13 protein-coding genes are annotated in these 16086 nt (G+C 71.8%); 5 read left to right on the top strand and 8 right to left on the bottom strand.

Going from position 1 to position 16086, the window contains the following annotated elements; translation table 11 throughout:
- Positions 1-10: 10 nt before the first annotated feature.
- Positions 11-1804: an AMP-dependent synthetase/ligase gene (locus WME96_RS05185; protein WP_437289058.1), complete on the top strand. Its 1794-nt coding sequence runs from the start codon at positions 11-13 to the stop codon at positions 1802-1804.
- Positions 1805-1916: 112 nt separating this feature from the next.
- Here the strand turns inward: WME96_RS05185 and WME96_RS05190 are convergent, their stop codons facing one another.
- The 4 genes from WME96_RS05190 to WME96_RS05205 form a co-directional block, all read right to left on the bottom strand.
- On the bottom strand, positions 1917-2639 hold the full coding sequence (locus WME96_RS05190) for a glutathione peroxidase (protein ID WP_433933782.1): 723 nt from the start codon (positions 2637-2639) through the stop codon (positions 1917-1919).
- A 328-nt stretch (positions 2640-2967) separates the two neighbouring features.
- Complete coding sequence (locus WME96_RS05195) at positions 2968-3993, bottom strand: hypothetical protein (RefSeq protein ID WP_437289059.1); 1026 nt, start codon at positions 3991-3993, stop codon at positions 2968-2970.
- 88 nt (positions 3994-4081) lie between these two features.
- A complete protein-coding gene (locus WME96_RS05200) occupies positions 4082-5272 on the bottom strand; it encodes a methylated-DNA--[protein]-cysteine S-methyltransferase (RefSeq protein WP_437289060.1) in 1191 nt (396 codons plus the stop codon).
- Between the two features lie 225 nt (positions 5273-5497).
- Positions 5498-6340 carry a helix-turn-helix domain-containing protein gene (locus WME96_RS05205; RefSeq protein WP_437289061.1) on the bottom strand — a complete coding sequence of 281 codons (843 nt, stop codon included), beginning with the start codon at positions 6338-6340 and terminating at the stop codon, positions 5498-5500.
- A gap of 177 nt (positions 6341-6517) precedes the next feature.
- Between WME96_RS05205 and WME96_RS05210 the strand changes: the two genes are divergently transcribed.
- Positions 6518-7351, top strand: a complete 834-nt coding sequence (locus tag WME96_RS05210) for a hypothetical protein (protein WP_437289062.1) — start codon at positions 6518-6520, stop codon at positions 7349-7351.
- Positions 7352-7444: 93 nt separating this feature from the next.
- On the opposite strand, the gene WME96_RS05215 is transcribed toward WME96_RS05210, so the two are convergent.
- The 4 genes from WME96_RS05215 to WME96_RS05230 form a co-directional block, all read right to left on the bottom strand.
- Positions 7445-8290 carry a nucleotide-binding enzyme gene (locus tag WME96_RS05215; protein ID WP_437289063.1) on the bottom strand — a complete coding sequence of 282 codons (846 nt, stop codon included), beginning with the start codon at positions 8288-8290 and terminating at the stop codon, positions 7445-7447.
- Positions 8287-8694, bottom strand: coding sequence for a sigma factor-like helix-turn-helix DNA-binding protein (locus tag WME96_RS05220; RefSeq protein ID WP_437289064.1), 408 nt, complete (start codon positions 8692-8694; stop codon positions 8287-8289). The genes WME96_RS05215 and WME96_RS05220 overlap by 4 nt, the downstream gene beginning before the upstream one ends.
- Positions 8666-9163, bottom strand: coding sequence for an HD domain-containing protein (locus tag WME96_RS05225; protein ID WP_437289065.1), 498 nt, complete (start codon positions 9161-9163; stop codon positions 8666-8668). The genes WME96_RS05220 and WME96_RS05225 overlap by 29 nt, the downstream gene beginning before the upstream one ends.
- Positions 9164-9285: 122 nt before the next feature.
- Positions 9286-12078, bottom strand: a complete 2793-nt coding sequence (locus WME96_RS05230) for a DNRLRE domain-containing protein (RefSeq protein WP_437289066.1) — start codon at positions 12076-12078, stop codon at positions 9286-9288.
- A 481-nt stretch (positions 12079-12559) separates the two neighbouring features.
- Here WME96_RS05230 and WME96_RS05235 point away from each other — a divergent pair, with 481 nt between their 5' ends.
- The 3 genes from WME96_RS05235 to WME96_RS05245 all read left to right on the top strand — a co-directional run bounded on the left by WME96_RS05235 (position 12560) and on the right by WME96_RS05245 (position 15845).
- On the top strand, positions 12560-14488 hold the full coding sequence (locus tag WME96_RS05235) for a c-type cytochrome (RefSeq protein ID WP_437289067.1): 1929 nt from the start codon (positions 12560-12562) through the stop codon (positions 14486-14488).
- Between the two features lie 71 nt (positions 14489-14559).
- Positions 14560-14730, top strand: a complete 171-nt coding sequence (locus WME96_RS05240; RefSeq protein ID WP_437289068.1) for a hypothetical protein — start codon at positions 14560-14562, stop codon at positions 14728-14730.
- A gap of 74 nt (positions 14731-14804) precedes the next feature.
- Positions 14805-15845: a serine/threonine-protein kinase gene (locus WME96_RS05245; RefSeq protein WP_437289069.1), complete on the top strand. Its 1041-nt coding sequence runs from the start codon at positions 14805-14807 to the stop codon at positions 15843-15845.
- The last annotated feature ends 241 nt before the right edge of the window (positions 15846-16086 follow it).

Here is a 16086-nt window from a genome sequence, read left to right on the forward strand (position 1 = left end):
GGAAGATGCCATGAGCACCGTTCTCCACCGTCTGGATCAGTGGGCCAACGAGTCCCCCGACGCGCCGGCCCAGCGCTACAAATCCCAGGGTGAATGGAAGACGCTGACGGCGCGCGAGTACCGCGACCGGGTTTACCACCTGGCGCTGTTCCTCGAGTCAAAGGGCTTCGACGCGAGCCAGATCGGGGCCATTCTCTCGTACAACTGCCCGCAGTGGGTGCATGCCGATCTGGCGGCGCTGCTCATCGGGGGCAAATCAGCGGGCCTCTACCCGAACTCCACCGCGAAGGACATCCAGTACATCCTGAGCCACACCGAGGCGACGCTGCTCTCGGTGCAAAATAAGGAGTACTTTCAGAAGATATCCGGGGCAAATGGCGAGCATGCCGCGCCCGACAGCGTGCGTTTGATCCTCGTCTTCGACGGCGACACCTCGATCTCTCCAAAGGCGATCTCGTACGAGCAGGCGCTCGCTGAGGGGCGCGCGCTCGCCCAGCAGCCGGGCGCGAAGACGTACGCCGACTACCTGGCGAAGATCGACCCGAAGGCCGGCGCGTTCCTGATCTACACCTCGGGCACGACGGGCAACCCCAAGGGGGCGATGCTCTCACACGACAACCTGGCGTTCACGTCCGACGTCGTCGCGAAGTACTGGGGCCTTCCGTTCGCGCGCGGCTCGATGTTCTCGTTCCTCCCGCTCTGCCACATCGCCGAGAAGCTCCAGTGCGTGGGGGTCGGCATCACGCAGCGCTCCACGGTCAACTTCTGCTCGAAGTTCGAGAACGTCTCGACCGAGCTCCCGGACGTGCAGCCCACGCTGCTGCTCTGCGTACCGCGCCTCTGGGAGAAGATGATGGAAGGCGTGATGGCGAAGGTGCGCAGCGGCAAGGGCGCGAAGAAGAAGCTGGCCGAGTGGGCGCTCTCGGTCGGCGCCCGCGTCGCCGAGGCGAAGTACGCCGGGCGCGCGCCGAGCCCGCTCGATCGCGTACAGCTCAAGCTCGCCGACAAGCTCGTGCTGGGCAAGGTGCGCGCGGCGCTCGGCCTGGGCAAGGCCGAGATGCTCGCCTCGGGCGCTGCGGCGCTCGCGCCGCACATCTCGACGTGGTTCCGCGCGCTCGGCCTCGAGATCCTCGAGGACTTCGGTCAGACCGAGTCGACGGGCGTCATCTGCATGACCGAGCCGGGCGTCGAGAGCGCGGGCACCGTGGGCAAGCCCGTACCGGGCCTCGACTTCAAGCTGGCCGAGGACGGCGAGATCCTGACGCGCGGCCGGCACGTGTTCGTGGGCTATTACAAGGACGAGGCGGCGACCCAGGCCGCGCTCGAGGACGGCTGGCTGCACACCGGCGATCTCGGCGAGTGGAACGAGCGCGGGCAGCTCAAGATCCGAGGCCGCAAGAAGGAGATCCTCAAGACCTCGGGCGGCAAGATGATCGCGCCGCTCCCGATCGAGGAGAAGCTCAAGGCGGCCGAGATCATCAGCCAGGTGTGCATGGTAGGGGACGGCCGCAAGTACCTCTCGGCGCTAATCACCCTCACCGAGGTGAAGCTCGCCGAGCTGAAGGACCGCGGGGTCTTGAACGGCGACGCGATCACGAGCGCCGAGGTGGTCACTCAGGTGAAGGCGCACATCGACGCCCTGAACGCGGATCTCGCCAGCTTCGAGCAGATCAAGAAGTTCACCGTCATCGGCCGCGAGTTCTCGGTCCAGGACGGCGAGATGACGCCCACGCTCAAGATGAAGCGCAACGTCATCGAGCAGCGCTTCCGCGGGCTCATCGACCAGATGTACTCCGCCGACTGAAGCAGGCGGGGGACCCCCGTGAGCGCAGCGCGGAAGCCGGGGAGATGGATGTGGCCAGCGGCTTCCGCGGGGACCAGGCAGCCCGAGTCGCCCGGCCCCCGCCGTATCCGCATCAGCCCTTGGCCAGGTACGCCTCGAGATCGTCGGCGCCGCCGATGTACTGCCCATCGACGAAGACCTGCGGCGTCGACGACTTCCCGCTCACGGCCCGAAGCCGGCGCGGCGAGGCCGACACCTCTTCATAGGGCACGCCCCGCTCGTCCAGGAGCCGCTTCGCCTTCGTGCAGTAGCCACACCCGGGCTTCGTGAAGATCAGCACGTCGTGCGGCGCCTTCGACTGCGGATCCAGGTACTTGAGCATCGTGTCCGCGTCCGACACCTCGAAGGGATCCCCCTCGACCTCGGGCTCGATGAACATCTTCTTGATCACACCGTCGTCGACCAGCATCGAATAGCGCCACGAGCGCTTGCCGAACCCGAGGTTCGCCTTGTCGACGAGCATGCCCATCTTCTCGGTGAACTCCCCGTTCCCGTCGGGGAGGAACTGGACCTTCTCGGCGTGCTGGGCCTTCCCCCACTCATCCATCACGAACGCGTCGTTCACGGACACGCACGCGATCGCGTCCACCCCGCGGCGCTTGAACTCGCCCGCGAGCTCGTTGTAGCGCGGCACATGGCTGCTCGAGCAGGTCGGCGTGAAGGCGCCCGGCAGCGCGAACACCACCACCTTCTTGCCAGAGAACACGTCCTTCGTGGTCACGTCCTTCCACTGACCGTCGACACGCGTGCGAAACGTGACATCCGGGACGCGCTGCCCTTCGAGGTTCTTCAACATGACTCTCGTGCTCCTCCAGTGCTTTTCTGGTTGCGATCGGGGACGGCAACCCTTGTTCAACGTCGTGCGGCGCCCGTGCGGGCTCGCCGCGCCGGCGAGAACTTAACCCCTCGCTTCCACGCCGGCCACCCGTTGCGCGTGATCCCGAGAGCGCGCGCCCGCGGCGTCGATGCGGCACAGCCCGCTGTGGCGCTCTTGCACCCGCCCGCCATGGGAAAAGGCCCGACAGGCGGCCCCGACGCAGGGCCTCACCCCCCGCGAGCGCGCACCCTCGTCCTCAAGCTCCCGCGCGCCGGCGCCTCGGCGCTGCGCCGCGCGCCGCCTCCGCTCAGCGGCAGCCCTCGGCGCGGTCCCAGTCGAAGCGCTCCTCCCGCACGTCGCGCCGCCGCTCCCTCCGCTCCTTCCGCCCCGTCTTCCCCTTCGCCCCGAACTCCATCACCATCTCGTAGCGCGCGCGGCTCGAGCGCAGCGTCGCCGGATCCGTCTCCACTTCCAGGCGGATCACGCGGCGGAAGCTGATCTGGTCGAGCGCCTTCTCCTCGTCGCTCGACAGCTCGTGCCCGGCGTCGCGCTGCATGTCGGTGACCACGTGCCGCATCGCTCGCCAGCCCGTCTCGTCGTCCAGCGTGGAGGTGAACGACACCCGGACAAGCCCGCTCGGCCCCGCCGCCGGGCCGTGATGCTCGTAGCGCACGCGCATCGGGACCTGGCGCTCGCCGAAGGCGACCTCGTCGACCGCCTCGCGCGACTCGCCCGGCGCGAGCTCGAGGCCCGCCCACGCGCCCACCCAGGTCATCCAGTGATCGCCGGCCTTGGTGATGAGCATCGCCTTCATCTGCGGCGCGGGCAGGAGCTTCGCGACGTTCGCGACCTGCTGCGGGCCCTCGAGGAACAGCGGCGAGCCGAGGAGCCGCTCGGCCGAGTCGCCGAGCTCGCGCACGCCCACGTACGCGCCCTCGCGCGAGACCACGAGGACCGGCGCCGTGGCCATCAGCCCGAGCGACGGGCCGGGCTGCGACCCGGTCCCCGGCGACGCGAGGTCCTGCCCGTCAATCTCGAGGAACCCCATGTCCTCGAACCGCACGTCGAGGTTGCCATCCACGCCGGGCAGCAGCGCCAGCGTGTAACGCAGGCGCGCCTTGCGGCCCCGCTTGTCCGTGACCTGCTCGACGGGCACCCGGCACGGGACCTTCCAGCCGAACGCGAAGACCTGCGGCGAGGGCGCGTCCCCGGCCTTCGCGGGGGCGCGCGACGCGTCCGCCCGCGCCTTGGCCGCGCCGACCGGCGCGGCGGGAGCGCAGGCGACGGCGCCGGCGACGAGCAGGAGAAGGAGAAACGGCGTCGTCCTCGGCATTCCCATGGCTCCTCCGGGCGAGGAGCGAGAGGCCGCTCGCTCCCCCACGGTATGGAGTCAGCGCCTGCGCCGGCGCGGAGGCAAGGGGTCAGCCGCTCCGCGGCGTATCCACCGCGCGCCACAGGTACCAGCTCGCCACGGTGCGGTAGGGCCTCCAGCGCGCGCCGTGCTGCTCGAGCGCCTTGCGCGCCGGCAGGTCGCCCTGACCGAGCGCGATCGCGAAGCCCTTGCGGATGCCGTAGTCGTCGACGGGCAGCACGTCCGGGCGGCCGAGGCGGAACATGAGGAGCATCTCCACCGTCCACCGGCCGACGCCGCGCACCTGGGTGAGGCGCTCGACGAGCTCCTCGTCCTCCATGCGGCGGGCCTCGGCGAGCGTGGGGAGCTCGCCGTCGGCGGCGCGCCGCGCGAGGTCGCGGAGCGCGAGGAGCTTCGCGCGCGAGAGGCCCGCGCCGCGGAGCTTCTCGTCCGGGGCGCGCAGGATCTGCTCGGGCGTGGGGCCCTCGTGCGCGCGCGGGAACAGCGCGCGGACGCGCGCGAAGATGGTCGCCGCGGCCTTGCCGGTGAGCTGCTGGTAGACGATCGACTCGGCGAGCGCGCCGAAGAGGCTCGACGTCCGGTCGAGCCGCATGCGGAACGGGCCGACCGCGTCGATGAGGCGCGCCAGCGCCGCGTCGGACGCGCGCACGTGCTCGACCGCGGCGTCCGGATCGAAGCCGAGCGCGCCGCCGCCGCCGTCGTCGTCGGCCTGCGCCGCGCCGCTCGCCTGGGCGCCCTCGATCGCGAGGAGGCGGAGCTTGGTCGTGACGCCGCCGCTCCCGGAGAAGCCGCCGACCCTGCCGCCGGCGGCGAGCACGCGGTGGCACGGCACGACGATCGGGAACGGGTTGCGCCCGAGCGCCTGCCCGACCGCGCGCGCCGAGCCGGGCGCGCCGAGCCGTCCGGCGATGTCGCCGTAGGTGAGCGTGGCGCCCGGCGGGATGGTGCGCGCGACCTCGTAGACGCGGCGATGGAACGGCGACACGCGCTCCATGTCGAGCGCGACGTCGGAGAGATCGCTCGCCTCGCCGCGCAGGAGCGCGACGATGCCGTCGAGCGCGCGCTGCACGTCGGGCGGCGGCGCCGCCTCGCGCGCGCCCGGCAAGCGCTGGAGCACGCGCGCGCGCGTCTCGCTGTCGCGCGCCTCCGGGAGCTGCACGAAGGCGACGCCGCGCCCGCCCCAGGCGATACCGCACCGGCCGATCGCCGTGTCGAAGAGCGTGAATCCGTGGGCTGTCATGTCTGGCGCGAGCGTAGCGCCCGCCGCGATCACCGTTCTTGGAGATTCTTGCGCTCCGGGAGCGGCCTCGACCGCGCCGCGCGCGGCGACCCGGGTGAGAAATGCGTCAGGGATCCAGGAATGGCACCTGAAGCTCTCTTGCCTTGGCGTACTCGGGCGCTTCCTGGCGTGCTGGCGGTCTGTCTCCTCGTCTCGTCGTCGCCTCCTCGGAGGCGCCGCGCCGCTTCACAGGGCGCGGTCGAGCCGGTCCTGAAAGAGCTTGCGCTCGCCGCGCGCCGCCTGGCGGAAGCCGCGGGGCGAGACGCCGGCCGCGCGGTGGAACGTGCGCACGAAGTTGGAGAGGTCGCCGAACCCGACGTCGAGGGCGATGTCCGTGATCGACCGGGCGCCGTCGGCGAGGAGGCGCGCCGCGCGGCGCAGCCGGGCCCGGACGAGGTACTGGTGCGGGGTCACGCCGAGCACCCGGGCGAAGAGGCGCAGGAAGTGGAACGCGCTGAGACCGGCTTCCCGCGCGGCGCGCTCGAGATCGATCGGCTCGTGCGCGTGGGCGTCCACCCAGAGCGCCGCCTCCACCGCCCGGCGGCGGTCGCGCGCCCCGGCTTCCGGCGGGCGCCGCTGCTGCCCGGAGACGACGTCGACGAAGCGGGCCGCGAACAGCATCCCCGCCTCGTCGAGGCCGACGCCGCTCCTGCCCTCGGCCGCCGCCTGCGCGAGCTCGCCGAGCACCATCAGCTCGGGCAGCGGCGGGACGCCGCCGGCCCGCCAGGCGTCGCTCCGGCCGCCGATCGCGTCGACCAGCGCCGGCGCGAGGTGGAACGACAGGCACTCATCGCCGGCGACGTGGTCGTGCGTGCACATGTATTCGTCGCCGGGGTGGCCGACGAGGAGCGACCCGGCCACGAGCTCGAACGCTTGCCCCCGGACGCGGTAACCGAAGCTGCCCTTGCGCACGTACGAGACGGAGAAGCCGCCGTGCAGCTCGACGAACGGCGCGTCCCCGGGGCCGGCGCTGCACCGGTAGTCGAGCACCGAGATGGAGTCGCGCCGCACGACCGTCGTGACCACCATGCGCCATCGACTCTATCGGGCGCGGCGAGGCGGAGCAACCGGGAGGCGCGCGGGCTCGTCGCTGGCTTCATGAGGGAGAGGCGAGAGAAACCACAGCGGCACAGAGGGCACAGAGGGAGGAGAAGAGAGAGGCTCCAGGTCCTTCCGGGAGGGCGGCGGATCGAGTAATCGTTCTCCGTGACGCGCCATCACCTCGGCCTCTTCGCGCTGATCTCCTGTCTCGTCCTCGCCGCCTGCAATGCGATCTCGGGTATCGACAGCCTGACCTTCGACGGCGTGGGCGCGGCCGGAGGCGGCGGCGCCCCGCCTGGCCAGGGCGGCGGCGGCGGTGGCGCAGGCGGCGGTGAGGCGGGCGGCGGTGGCGCAGGCGGCGAGGCAGGCGGCGGCGGTGGCGCAGGCGGCGAGGCGGGCGGCGGCGGCGCGTGCGACGGGGAGCCGTGCCCGACGCCGACCGGCGTGGAGGTCGCGGACCAGGGCTACACCGAGCTGCGCGGCCGTGCCGGTACGACGGACCCGGTCATGGACCGGTGCCCGGGCAGCCAGGTGATCCTCGGGATTCGAGGGGCCCTGGGGACGCTGGGAGAGTCGTTCATCCATGGCCAGATCCAGGCGCAGTGCGGTCACCTGGAGCTCACCGGAGACGGCTCGTACGCGATCTCCACGACCCCCGGCGATTCGACCCCTGTCCAGGGCTCCTTTGGCGCCGAGCCCTGGGAGATCATGTGCCCGGAGAACGAGGTGGTGGTGGGCTTCAGCGGCTGGGCTGGCAGCTATGTGGACCTCCTCTTCATCGCTTGTGCGCCGCTCCTCGTGACGGGACCTCCAGGCGATCTCCGCGTCGAGATCGGGCCCGTCACGTGGCCGGACGGCGTGGGCGGCGACGGGGGCAGCGAGTTCCCGGACACCTTCTGCGGTGCATCCCAGGTCTCCAACCTCCTTCAGACCTTCGTCGTGGGTGGACCCATCGCCAACTTCGGCCTGGGCTGCGCCACGCCCTCGCTCACGTACTGATCCACCGCGTTCGCTCGCGCCGCTCGCGCCGCTCGCGCGCCCCTGGCTCACCGGCGGCGCGCCCGCTCGGAGCGCGCCGGTCCGAGGGCCGCCTCAGGCGGCGCCCTCGAAGCCCGGCAGCGGATCGTACTCCTGATCGGGGTCGTCCTCCTCGCCGGGCTCGGCGCAGGCCGGCTCGTCCTCGCCCTCTGCGCCCTCGCCGGCGTCGTCGAGCAGCCCGTCGAACGGCCCGGGGAGCGGCGCATCCTCGTCGGCCTCGAGCAGCGCCTCCATCCCTTCGACCTCGCCCGTCTCGAGGTAGCGCTCCCAGGCCGCGGGGTGATCCCGGGCGCAGAGCGCCGAGAGCGCGGCGATGCCGAGCCGCACGATGGGCTTGCCGTCGGTGCTGCTGCGGGGCCGCGTCCGCAGCTCGCGCGGGGCGTACACCGTGAGCTCGAGGGGCGCCACGTCCGCCACGTGGTAGTGGACGTACTCACGGATCTCGCCGCCCTTCTGGATCGTCACGCGCTCCCGGTCGAAGGTCCAGCCGAGCGCGCGGACGTGCCGCTCCAGCGCCTCCTCGTCGGCCGGGAACACGTGCAGATCGACGTCGCTGCCGCGGCGGATGTGGCCGGTCGAGACCGAGCCGATGAGCCGCGGCGAGAACGGCGCGAGCGCGCGCATGGCCTCCAGCGCCACGATGCGCAGCGCGAACAGCCGGCGCGTCCGCCCGCTCCCCTCGGCGCGCTCGGCGAAGAGCAGCAGCGCCTCGCGGATCTCCCCGTTGGAGGGCAGGTCCGCGGGGCGGTATCGCGCCCTTCGTCCCTCCACCTGGCCGAGGATCCGCTTCGCGGCCATCCGCTTGGCCGTGAAATACTGATCCACGCCCTCCTCGACCATGAGGCGCGCGGCCTCCGCGGCGATGCGGGCCCGCAGCCCGCCGAAGCGCTCGGCGCTCATCGCGGAACCCGCGCGGCGCGCGCCGCCTGGGCCGCCTGCGCCCCCGCGGCGGCGAGCGCCGGCTCGAGGGCCTGTCGCAGCCGGAGCATCGCGCCCCCGATCAGACGGCCGCCGCGCGGCGCCCCGAACAGGCGCTTCTGCACCACCTGCTGCGCCACCCCGAGGCGGCGCGCGATCTCGCCCTGCGACAGCCCGTCGAAGAAGTAGGCCTCGACGACCTCGCGCTGCTTCGCGGTCAGCGCCGTCTCGACCGCGTCCCGCACCGCGGCGCAGAGCCGCGCCCGCCCCGGCGGCTCGGCCTCGTCGCCCCAGAGCCGGCGATCGTCGCCCCAGCGGTCGACGTCGTCGCAGAGGACCTCCCGGCGGGTCTTGCGGCTACGCGCGCGGCTCCTTGCGCAGATCATGGGCGGGGGCGGGCTCGCCGCCGATCGAGAGCAGGGTCCAGTCCGCGCCGTCGAGCAGGAGCTCCACGGCGGCCTCCGGGCGCAGCACGGTCGCCGCGGGCGAGCGGCCGCCGAGGTCCCAGCGCCGCAGCCGGGTGAGGTCGGCGAGGGCCAGCGTGCGCCGGAGCCGCCGCTTCGTCGCGGCGGGCGCGCGCAGCAGGTGGAGGTGGTGCCGCACGAGCCAGACCACCCGCGGACAGACGAGCTCCGCGAGCACGTCGGCCCCCTCCTCGGCGTGGTCGGCGGAAGCGAACGCCTTGCCGACGTCGTGGAGCAGGGCCGCGGCCCAGAGCCCGCGGTCCGCGGTCTCGCGGCGGGCCAGGTCGAAGACCTGCAGGGAATGGAAGAGCGCGTCGCCCTCGGGGTGCCAGCGCGGATCCTGCGGCACGCGATCGAGCGCGAGGAGGAGATCGAGGAGTTCCTGGTGCATCACGGAGAGGGCGGTTGGGCCGCCCGCGGGCTGCGGGCGAGCGGTGCCCCTTCACCCTGGGGCGCGCTCACACCCACCGGAAGCCCGCGCGCCGGGGGAGCGGAAGGATAGCGCGGGCGCGGTCACTCTGCGTAGCAGACCTCGAGGCGCGGGCGGCGCGACGCCGTGGGGTCTTCGCTGGCCCGCCATTGCGTGGAGGCGGTCGCGTCCTCTTCCAGCACGAGCCCGTAGTTCGGGACGCCGTTCACCCAGTCCTCTACCAGGCCTGTGACATCGACGGTCCGATCGCCGGTGCCATTGCCGGAGATGATCGACGCGAAGCTGAGCGAATCCCAGCTCTGATTGTAGCTGGACCAGCTCACGGTCGTCTCGCCCCAGGGCGCGAGGGCCTCGTGGAGGCGAACGGTGGTCAGCGGCATCTTGTACACCTGATTGATCGTCAAGGTGGCCGAGAAGACCGGCGCGCCGGCGGGGATGAACGAGAGGTCGAACCAGAGCAGCGCAGCGCGGAAGCCGCCGGTTCCGCCGCCGCCGGTGTAGATCGACGAGTACGCCCCGTCCGTGAAGGTCGGCGACCCCGACCAGAGCGTCGCGTCCCAGACCGTGCCGAAGACGCCGCGCTGCACGGTCCTGCACACGGGCGAACCTCCCGAGCCGGCGCCGCCGGCGCCGCCGCCCCCACCCGACCCCGCGCCGCTCGCGCTCATCGAGCTGCCCATCATGACGCTACCCGTGCTCGCGCTGGTGCTGGACGCGCTGGTGCTGCTCGCGCTGGTGCTGCTCGCGCTGCTGGTGCTGCTCGCGCTGGTGCTGCTCGCGCTGGTGCTGCTCGCGCTGCTGCTGCTGCTGCCGCCGGGCGGTGCGTAGGTGAGCGTCAACTCCATATCGAAGGACAGGTCGGTCGAGTTGGGGGCCGACTGTTTGACCATCACGGCGATGATGTTGCTGCCGACCACGAACGAGCTCGGGGAGAGCGTCACCGTGGTGAGCTCGTCCTCGCGTGACTCCGCGGCTGCATAGTCAGCGTAGGCCGTGCCGGTCACCCGCTTCGAGGCCACCTGGGTGCCGTTGAGCCACACGAGGATGCCGTCGTCATGGATCAGCTTCAGGGTCGCCTGCGCGACGGGCCCGTCGATCGGGATGATCTTGCGAAAGTAGGCGGTGGGGTACGACGGCGTGGCCTTGTAGAGGGTCGTGCTCTCCCCGCCGTCGCCGTAGCCGAGCTGTCCCCAGCCCCCCTGCCACGAGGAGTCATCGAACGCGAGGCTCCGCCAGGCGGTGCCCCGGTCGACGCCCGAATCGTCGTAGACCCAGTAATCGCCGAAGTAGATCGCCGTGCGGGGAGCGCTCTGGATCGTGAAGCCGGCGTTGCTCTCGTCGGAGAGCAGCGCGTTCTCGCCGTCGGAGACGCGCACGAGGGCCCTCGTCGTGTCCACGGAGGGGACCACCCAGTTGTAGCGGCCCGTGTTGGCGACGTTGCTCGCGATCGTGGTCCAGGTCGCGCCGTCGTCGGTCGTGTACTCGATCCGCACGGTGGGGATGTTCCCCGACGTCGCCCAGCGGATCGGGTAGATGCCGCCCGGCGGCAGGCGCTCTCCGCCGTCGGGCGCAGCGACGTCGAGGGCGATTCCCTTCACGATGGCGAAGCGATCGCTGATCACGCCGTCGTAGCGGATGTTGGACAGCGTGAGCCGGTTGTCCTCGACGTCGAGGAGGCACGAGCCGCTCTGCTGCTCGCTGAAGTACATGAGCGGATGGCCTCCCGAGCCGCCCACGTAGGTGCCGTGGCCGGCGACGACGTGGACCGCCCCCTCGTGGCTCCCTTTCCCGGGGAGCTTCACGTAGGGGCCGTCGCCGAGCGGCTTGCCGTCGTGCCCGTCGATGATGTGCCCGTCCGCCGTGGTCGGCGTGTCGTACGCGCCGTCCACGAGGAACGAGCGCTCGTAGTTGTGCGAATGGCCGGCGAGCACCAGGTCGACCCCGCCCGCATCCAGGATGGGCGCGAGGTTCTCCCGGTGCTCGATGATCAACCAATCCTCGTCGGAGTCGTGGGTGCCCTTCGTGTACATGGGAAAATGCATGTACGCGACGATCCAGTCCTGGTCGGTCGCGGCGAGATCTGCGGTGAGCCAGGCCGCCATCGCGCCGTTCGAATAACGCGAGGAGCCGTAGCCGTCGAGGACGACGAAGTGGACGTTCGCGTAGTCGTAGGAGTAGTAAGCCTCCGTCCCCGAGGGGACCCCGCCGGCCTGCCCGGCAGCGGGGAGCACGTAGGCCGTGTAGTAAGGACCGGTCTGCGTCGGCGAATCGGAGCTCAGGCCCTCGTGGTTGCCGAATGTCGGCCACACGACGGTGTTGCGAAGGATCGTGGCGTACTGCGCGAAGAAGCCGTTCGTGAACTCGTCGGTGGTGCCGAAGTTGTAGGCCATGTCCCCCATGTGCAGGAACAGGTTGGGACGGTACGCGCCGACGGCGTTCAGCATCGCGTCCCGCGTCGCCCAGGGCGCGCTGCCGCTGTAGCCTGTGTCGCCGATGATCCAGGCCCGGAACTTCTTCGGCGTGGTCACGGGCGGCGCGGTCTCGAAGTAGAAGGAGGAGGAGCCGCCCGCCAGCACCGTGCTCGATGTGCCGACGCTGTAATAGTAACGGGTGTTCGGCGCGAGGCCCTCGATGAGCACCTCGTGCTGGGTCACGATCGCGCCGAGGTCCACCGTCTGCGTCAGGGCCGCCGGATCGGTCCCGTAGCGCACGCGGCTGTTTGTGCCCGCGTCGGTCGTCCACACGACGTAAACCGAGCTGGGCGTCAACGACTGCAGATACGGCTCCCTCACCACCGACTGAGCGGCCGCCTGGCCGGCCCAGGCCATCGTCACCGCGACCGACGCTGCGGCCAGATGTCCGGGGTTAAATCTCATTGTTTCACCCTCCGTGTCCTGATTCATCCCGCTTTGCCTTCGGCGAACGCCCGCCACGAGGCGAGCCGAGCGCCTTCCTGGCGCGGTCACGCCGGCGATCGCTTCGCGCGTGAGATCGTCCGCGAACAGCGCATCGGATGTGAACGCGCCGCTACCACCTTATCGCAAACACCATTGAGCAATCATCTGAAATCGAAGAGCTCCGCCCCGGCGGCGGCACCTCCGGTCTCTGCACGACGCGGGAGGGAAGTCGGGGCGTGTCGAGAGCACGATGCAGTTCCGTCGTACCTGTCGAGCGGACGTGACGCGCTCGAGCGCGCAGTCTGGTCATCCGGTCATCTGGTCATCTGGCGCCGCAAAGCATCGTCGTCGAGCAAAGAGGCTGCGGCACGATCGCGGGAAGCTACCATGAAACCTATTTCGGTTGTATGAGGGAAATGTGTCGCTTCGATTGCTCACGCTCCGTGCGGAGCCTTGGCGCATGACGGCGGCGGCCCGCGCTGCCACGGTGGTGGCCGCCGTCGCCGCCGTCCTGCTCGTCGGCGAGCGACAAGCGCTGGCGGACGTGGGGGAGCCGGCCGAGGTCGAGGCGCGCCGGCTCATTCACATGCTCGGCTATGTCGCCATGGACTATGGCGGCTGCGTGGCGAACGGCGCCGTCACGAGCACCATCGAGTACGAGGAGCAGCTGGCGCTGCTCGGCGAGGCGATCCACATCGCCAACCGCATCCAGCCGTCCGCGCTGGAAAGCGGGGCGGGCGACCTCGCGCAGGGCATCGCCGGCGTGCGCGCGCTCGTCGAGGCAAAGGTCTCTGCGGATGAGGTGGCGCTGTCGGCCAGGGCCGCGCGCGACAGGGTCGCCGCCGGCTTCCGGCTGGCGGAGGCGCCGCTTTCGCGGCCCGACGCGGAGCGCGGCGCGGCCCTCTACCAGGAGAACTGCGCCATCTGCCATGGCCCGACGGGGCACGCCGATACGCCGCGCGCGGCGAGCCTGGTCCCGCACCCGGCGAACTTCCACGATGCGGTCATCGCCGAGCAGCTCGCGCCGGTGGGAGTCGAGTCCGCCGTTCGATTCGGCGTCAATGGCACGGCCATGGTGCCGTTCACCTTTCTCTCCGCCCGCGACCGCTGGGACCTCGCCTTCCACGTCGCCGCCCTCCACCACCCGCAGCCCGGCGCCGCCCCGCGGCCGCTCGATCGGCCGGACTACTCCGTGGTCGAGCTCGCGGTCCGCTCCGACGCGGACCTCCGCGCCGAGCTCTCGGCGCGCGGGATCCCCGCCGAGCGGCACGGGGCGCTCCTCGCGGAGCTCCGGCGGCGCGTCGCCTATGGTCCCGAGGCCGCGTCGCGCCCCCTCTCCATCGCGCGCGCCGCGCTCGACCGGGGGCGCGCCGCGCTGCGCGAGGGCCGGACCGCCGACGCGCGCGATGCGCTCGACACGGCCCAGCTCGACGGCATCGACGCGGCGGAGGCGAGCGTCTCGACCGTGAAGGAGGCGCTCGCGAACGACCTCGGCGATGGCGTCCTTGCCCTGCGAGCGGCGCTCTCGGCCGGCGCGACGACGGAGGAGCTGGACGCCGGCGCGGCGACGCTCCTGCGCGACGCGACCTATGCCGAGGTGGCGCTCGCGCGATCGGGGCGCGCGCCGGATCGGCGCGTCGCCGAGGTCTCGTGCCGCCTGTTGCTGCGCGAGCTCGCCGCGGCGGCGCTCTTCCTCGCCGCGCTCGCCGCCGGCGCGTCGTCCCGGAGCAGGCGGGTCGTCCACGTCGCGTCGGGCGCGGCGCTGCTGCTCGCGTTCGCCGCGTGGGACGCGGCGGCGCTGCGGCACATGGCCGGCTTCTGGCGAATGCTCGCGGCAGGGGCGACGACCTCGCTCGCGGTCGCGGCCGTCGCCGGCGCGGCGGTGCTCGCCTGGCGACGCGGCGCGCGGCAGGCGCGGTCACCGGCTCGGACGCGAGACGACCGTGCGTTCGTGTTCGCGATCGCGCTGCTGGCCGGCTTTGGCGCGGCGTTCTCGGGGTTCGGTGCGGCGCTCGGGGTGTCGCTCTCCGTCGCGCCGCCCGCCGTGGCCGGTGTCCTGGTCGCGCTCGCGCTGCTCGTCGTCGGCGCGGCGCTGGTCACCCGCGTGAGCCGGACGGCCGCGCTCCGCCGGGCCGCCTTCCCCGGCTGGCTCGCCTGTCTGCTCTGCGTGCCGCTCGCCGGCCGCGGTGTGGCCGCCTTCCAGCTGTGCGGGCTGTTGCCGGTCCACGGGCTGCCCCTCCCTCGACTCGCCGCGCTGGGGATCTACCCCGCGGTGGAGACGTGCCTCGCCCAGGCGGCGCTGCTCGGGCTCGCGCTCGCCGGCGCCGCCCGCGGCCGCCGCTCCCCCGGCGGCTCCGACGCCCAGCGGGTTGCCGCTCGAGCTGGCTGATGGCGCCCCGCTCGCGGCTCTCTGGGCCTCGCGAGCACCTCCAGCGCGGTCGTCCCGACGAGGAGACGACGGTGGTCGCGGACGTGCTGCTCGACGTCTCCCTCGCCGGCTGCGAGCGCGCGGAACCGATCGCGGTCGATTGCAGAAGCGACCGAGGAAATGACCCTGGAAACCATTGCGTCAACGATCGCTTCGCCTGCTTCAAATGGCGGATGGCGGACGGCCGACGGCGGATGGACTGACCCTTGACATGGAACCGTCGCGGCTGTCTGCTTGTCGGTGCGCTCTTGCTTTCGCATCGCCACGGGGGGTCGGCATGCATCTCGGATCTACCATCGCGGATCGCTTCGTGATCGAGCGGCTCGCCAGGCGCGGAGGAATGGGCGCGGTCTATCGCGGCCTCGACCGGAGCACGGGGCAACCCGTCGCGATCAAGATCCTGGACGAGCACTGGGACGCGAGCCTCGCGCGGTTCGCCCCCGATGCGCTGATCCTCGCGCGGCTCGACCACCCGCGCCTCGTGCGCCATGTGGCCGAGGGGGTGCTCCCTTCGGGCGAGCCCTACCTGGTCATGGAATGGCTCGACGGTGAGGACCTCGCGTCGAGGCTCGCGGGAGGTCGGATGCGCGCGCAGGACAGCGTGGCGCTCGCCATGTCCATCGCCGAGGCGCTGGGCGCGCTCCACGAGCGCGGGATCGTCCACCGCGACCTCAAGCCGAGCAACATCTTCCTCGTCGGAGGCCGCATCGATCGGATCAAGCTCCTCGATCTCGGCGTCGTCCACGCCGAGGCGCTCACGCGCCTCACGCCCACGGGGACACCGCTCGGCACGGTCGCGTACATGGCGCCCGAGCAGGCGCTCGGCGCGAAGGAGATGGACGCGCGCGCGGACGTGTTCGCGCTCGGCTGCGTGCTCTTCGAGTGCCTGACGGGCGGGCCCCCGTTCGCGGCCGCCACCATGGCGGCCGTCCTGACGAAGATCCTGTTCGAGGTGCCCCCGCGCCTGCGCGACAGGCTGCCCGGCGCGCCGCCCGCGCTCGACGCGCTGCTCGCGCGCATGCTCTCGAAATATCCCGGCGATCGGCCGCGCAACGGGCTCACCGCCGCCGCCATGCTGCGGGCGCTCGGCGATGTGCGCGCCCCCGACGGCGGGCTCCGGAAGCCAGAGGCGATGAGCGGATCGCCGGCGCTGGCCAGGACGACGGCGGTCGAGCGCTCCCCCGCGCTCACTCAGCACGCCCAGCGGGGCGCGGCGCCGAGCCAGAGCGGCTCCCCCGTGGACGCCAGGGGGAGCCAGCCGCTCGTCGACGCGGCGCTCGAGCGCGAGGCCGCCGTGCACGGCGGAGCGCTCAAGTGAGCAGGGGAGACTGACCAGGTACGCCGCCGTGCTTTCCGGCGTCACGCGGAATGTCTCGCGCCGGCGCTCTGGATCTGATTCTTGAGAATCGCGGGGCGCCACCCGCAAGGACCAGACTCACGTCAAAAGAGCTGATGGCGTGCAGTTCGGCCTGGCCATCTCACCCGTACCGTGGAACTAGGTGCCTTGCGGGAGCGAGCCCTCGTGGACAGGCTATCGCAGGTAAATCGCCGGGCGGTCT

Origin of the sequence: Sorangium sp. So ce406 (assembly GCF_051474675.1) — a bacterium.
Lineage (GTDB): Bacteria > Myxococcota_A > Polyangia > Polyangiales > Polyangiaceae > Sorangium > Sorangium cellulosum_G.

Bases quoted from the DNA above. Each gene is read 5' to 3' on its own strand.
- WME96_RS05185 (WP_437289058.1), top strand. From the start codon at position 11: ATGAGCACCGTTCTCCACCGTCTGGATCAGTGGGCCAACGAGTCCCCC.
- WME96_RS05190 (WP_433933782.1), bottom strand. From the start codon at position 2,639: ATGTTGAAGAACCTCGAAGGGCAGCGCGTCCCGGATGTCACGTTTCGC.
- WME96_RS05195 (WP_437289059.1), bottom strand. From the start codon at position 3,993: ATGCCGAGGACGACGCCGTTTCTCCTTCTCCTGCTCGTCGCCGGCGCC.
- WME96_RS05200 (WP_437289060.1), bottom strand. From the start codon at position 5,272: ATGACAGCCCACGGATTCACGCTCTTCGACACGGCGATCGGCCGGTGC.
- WME96_RS05205 (WP_437289061.1), bottom strand. From the start codon at position 6,340: ATGGTGGTCACGACGGTCGTGCGGCGCGACTCCATCTCGGTGCTCGAC.
- WME96_RS05215 (WP_437289063.1), bottom strand. From the start codon at position 8,290: ATGAGCGCCGAGCGCTTCGGCGGGCTGCGGGCCCGCATCGCCGCGGAG.
- WME96_RS05220 (WP_437289064.1), bottom strand. From the start codon at position 8,694: ATGATCTGCGCAAGGAGCCGCGCGCGTAGCCGCAAGACCCGCCGGGAG.
- WME96_RS05225 (WP_437289065.1), bottom strand. From the start codon at position 9,163: ATGCACCAGGAACTCCTCGATCTCCTCCTCGCGCTCGATCGCGTGCCG.
- WME96_RS05230 (WP_437289066.1), bottom strand. From the start codon at position 12,078: ATGAGATTTAACCCCGGACATCTGGCCGCAGCGTCGGTCGCGGTGACG.
- WME96_RS05235 (WP_437289067.1), top strand. From the start codon at position 12,560: ATGACGGCGGCGGCCCGCGCTGCCACGGTGGTGGCCGCCGTCGCCGCC.
- WME96_RS05245 (WP_437289069.1), top strand. From the start codon at position 14,805: ATGCATCTCGGATCTACCATCGCGGATCGCTTCGTGATCGAGCGGCTC.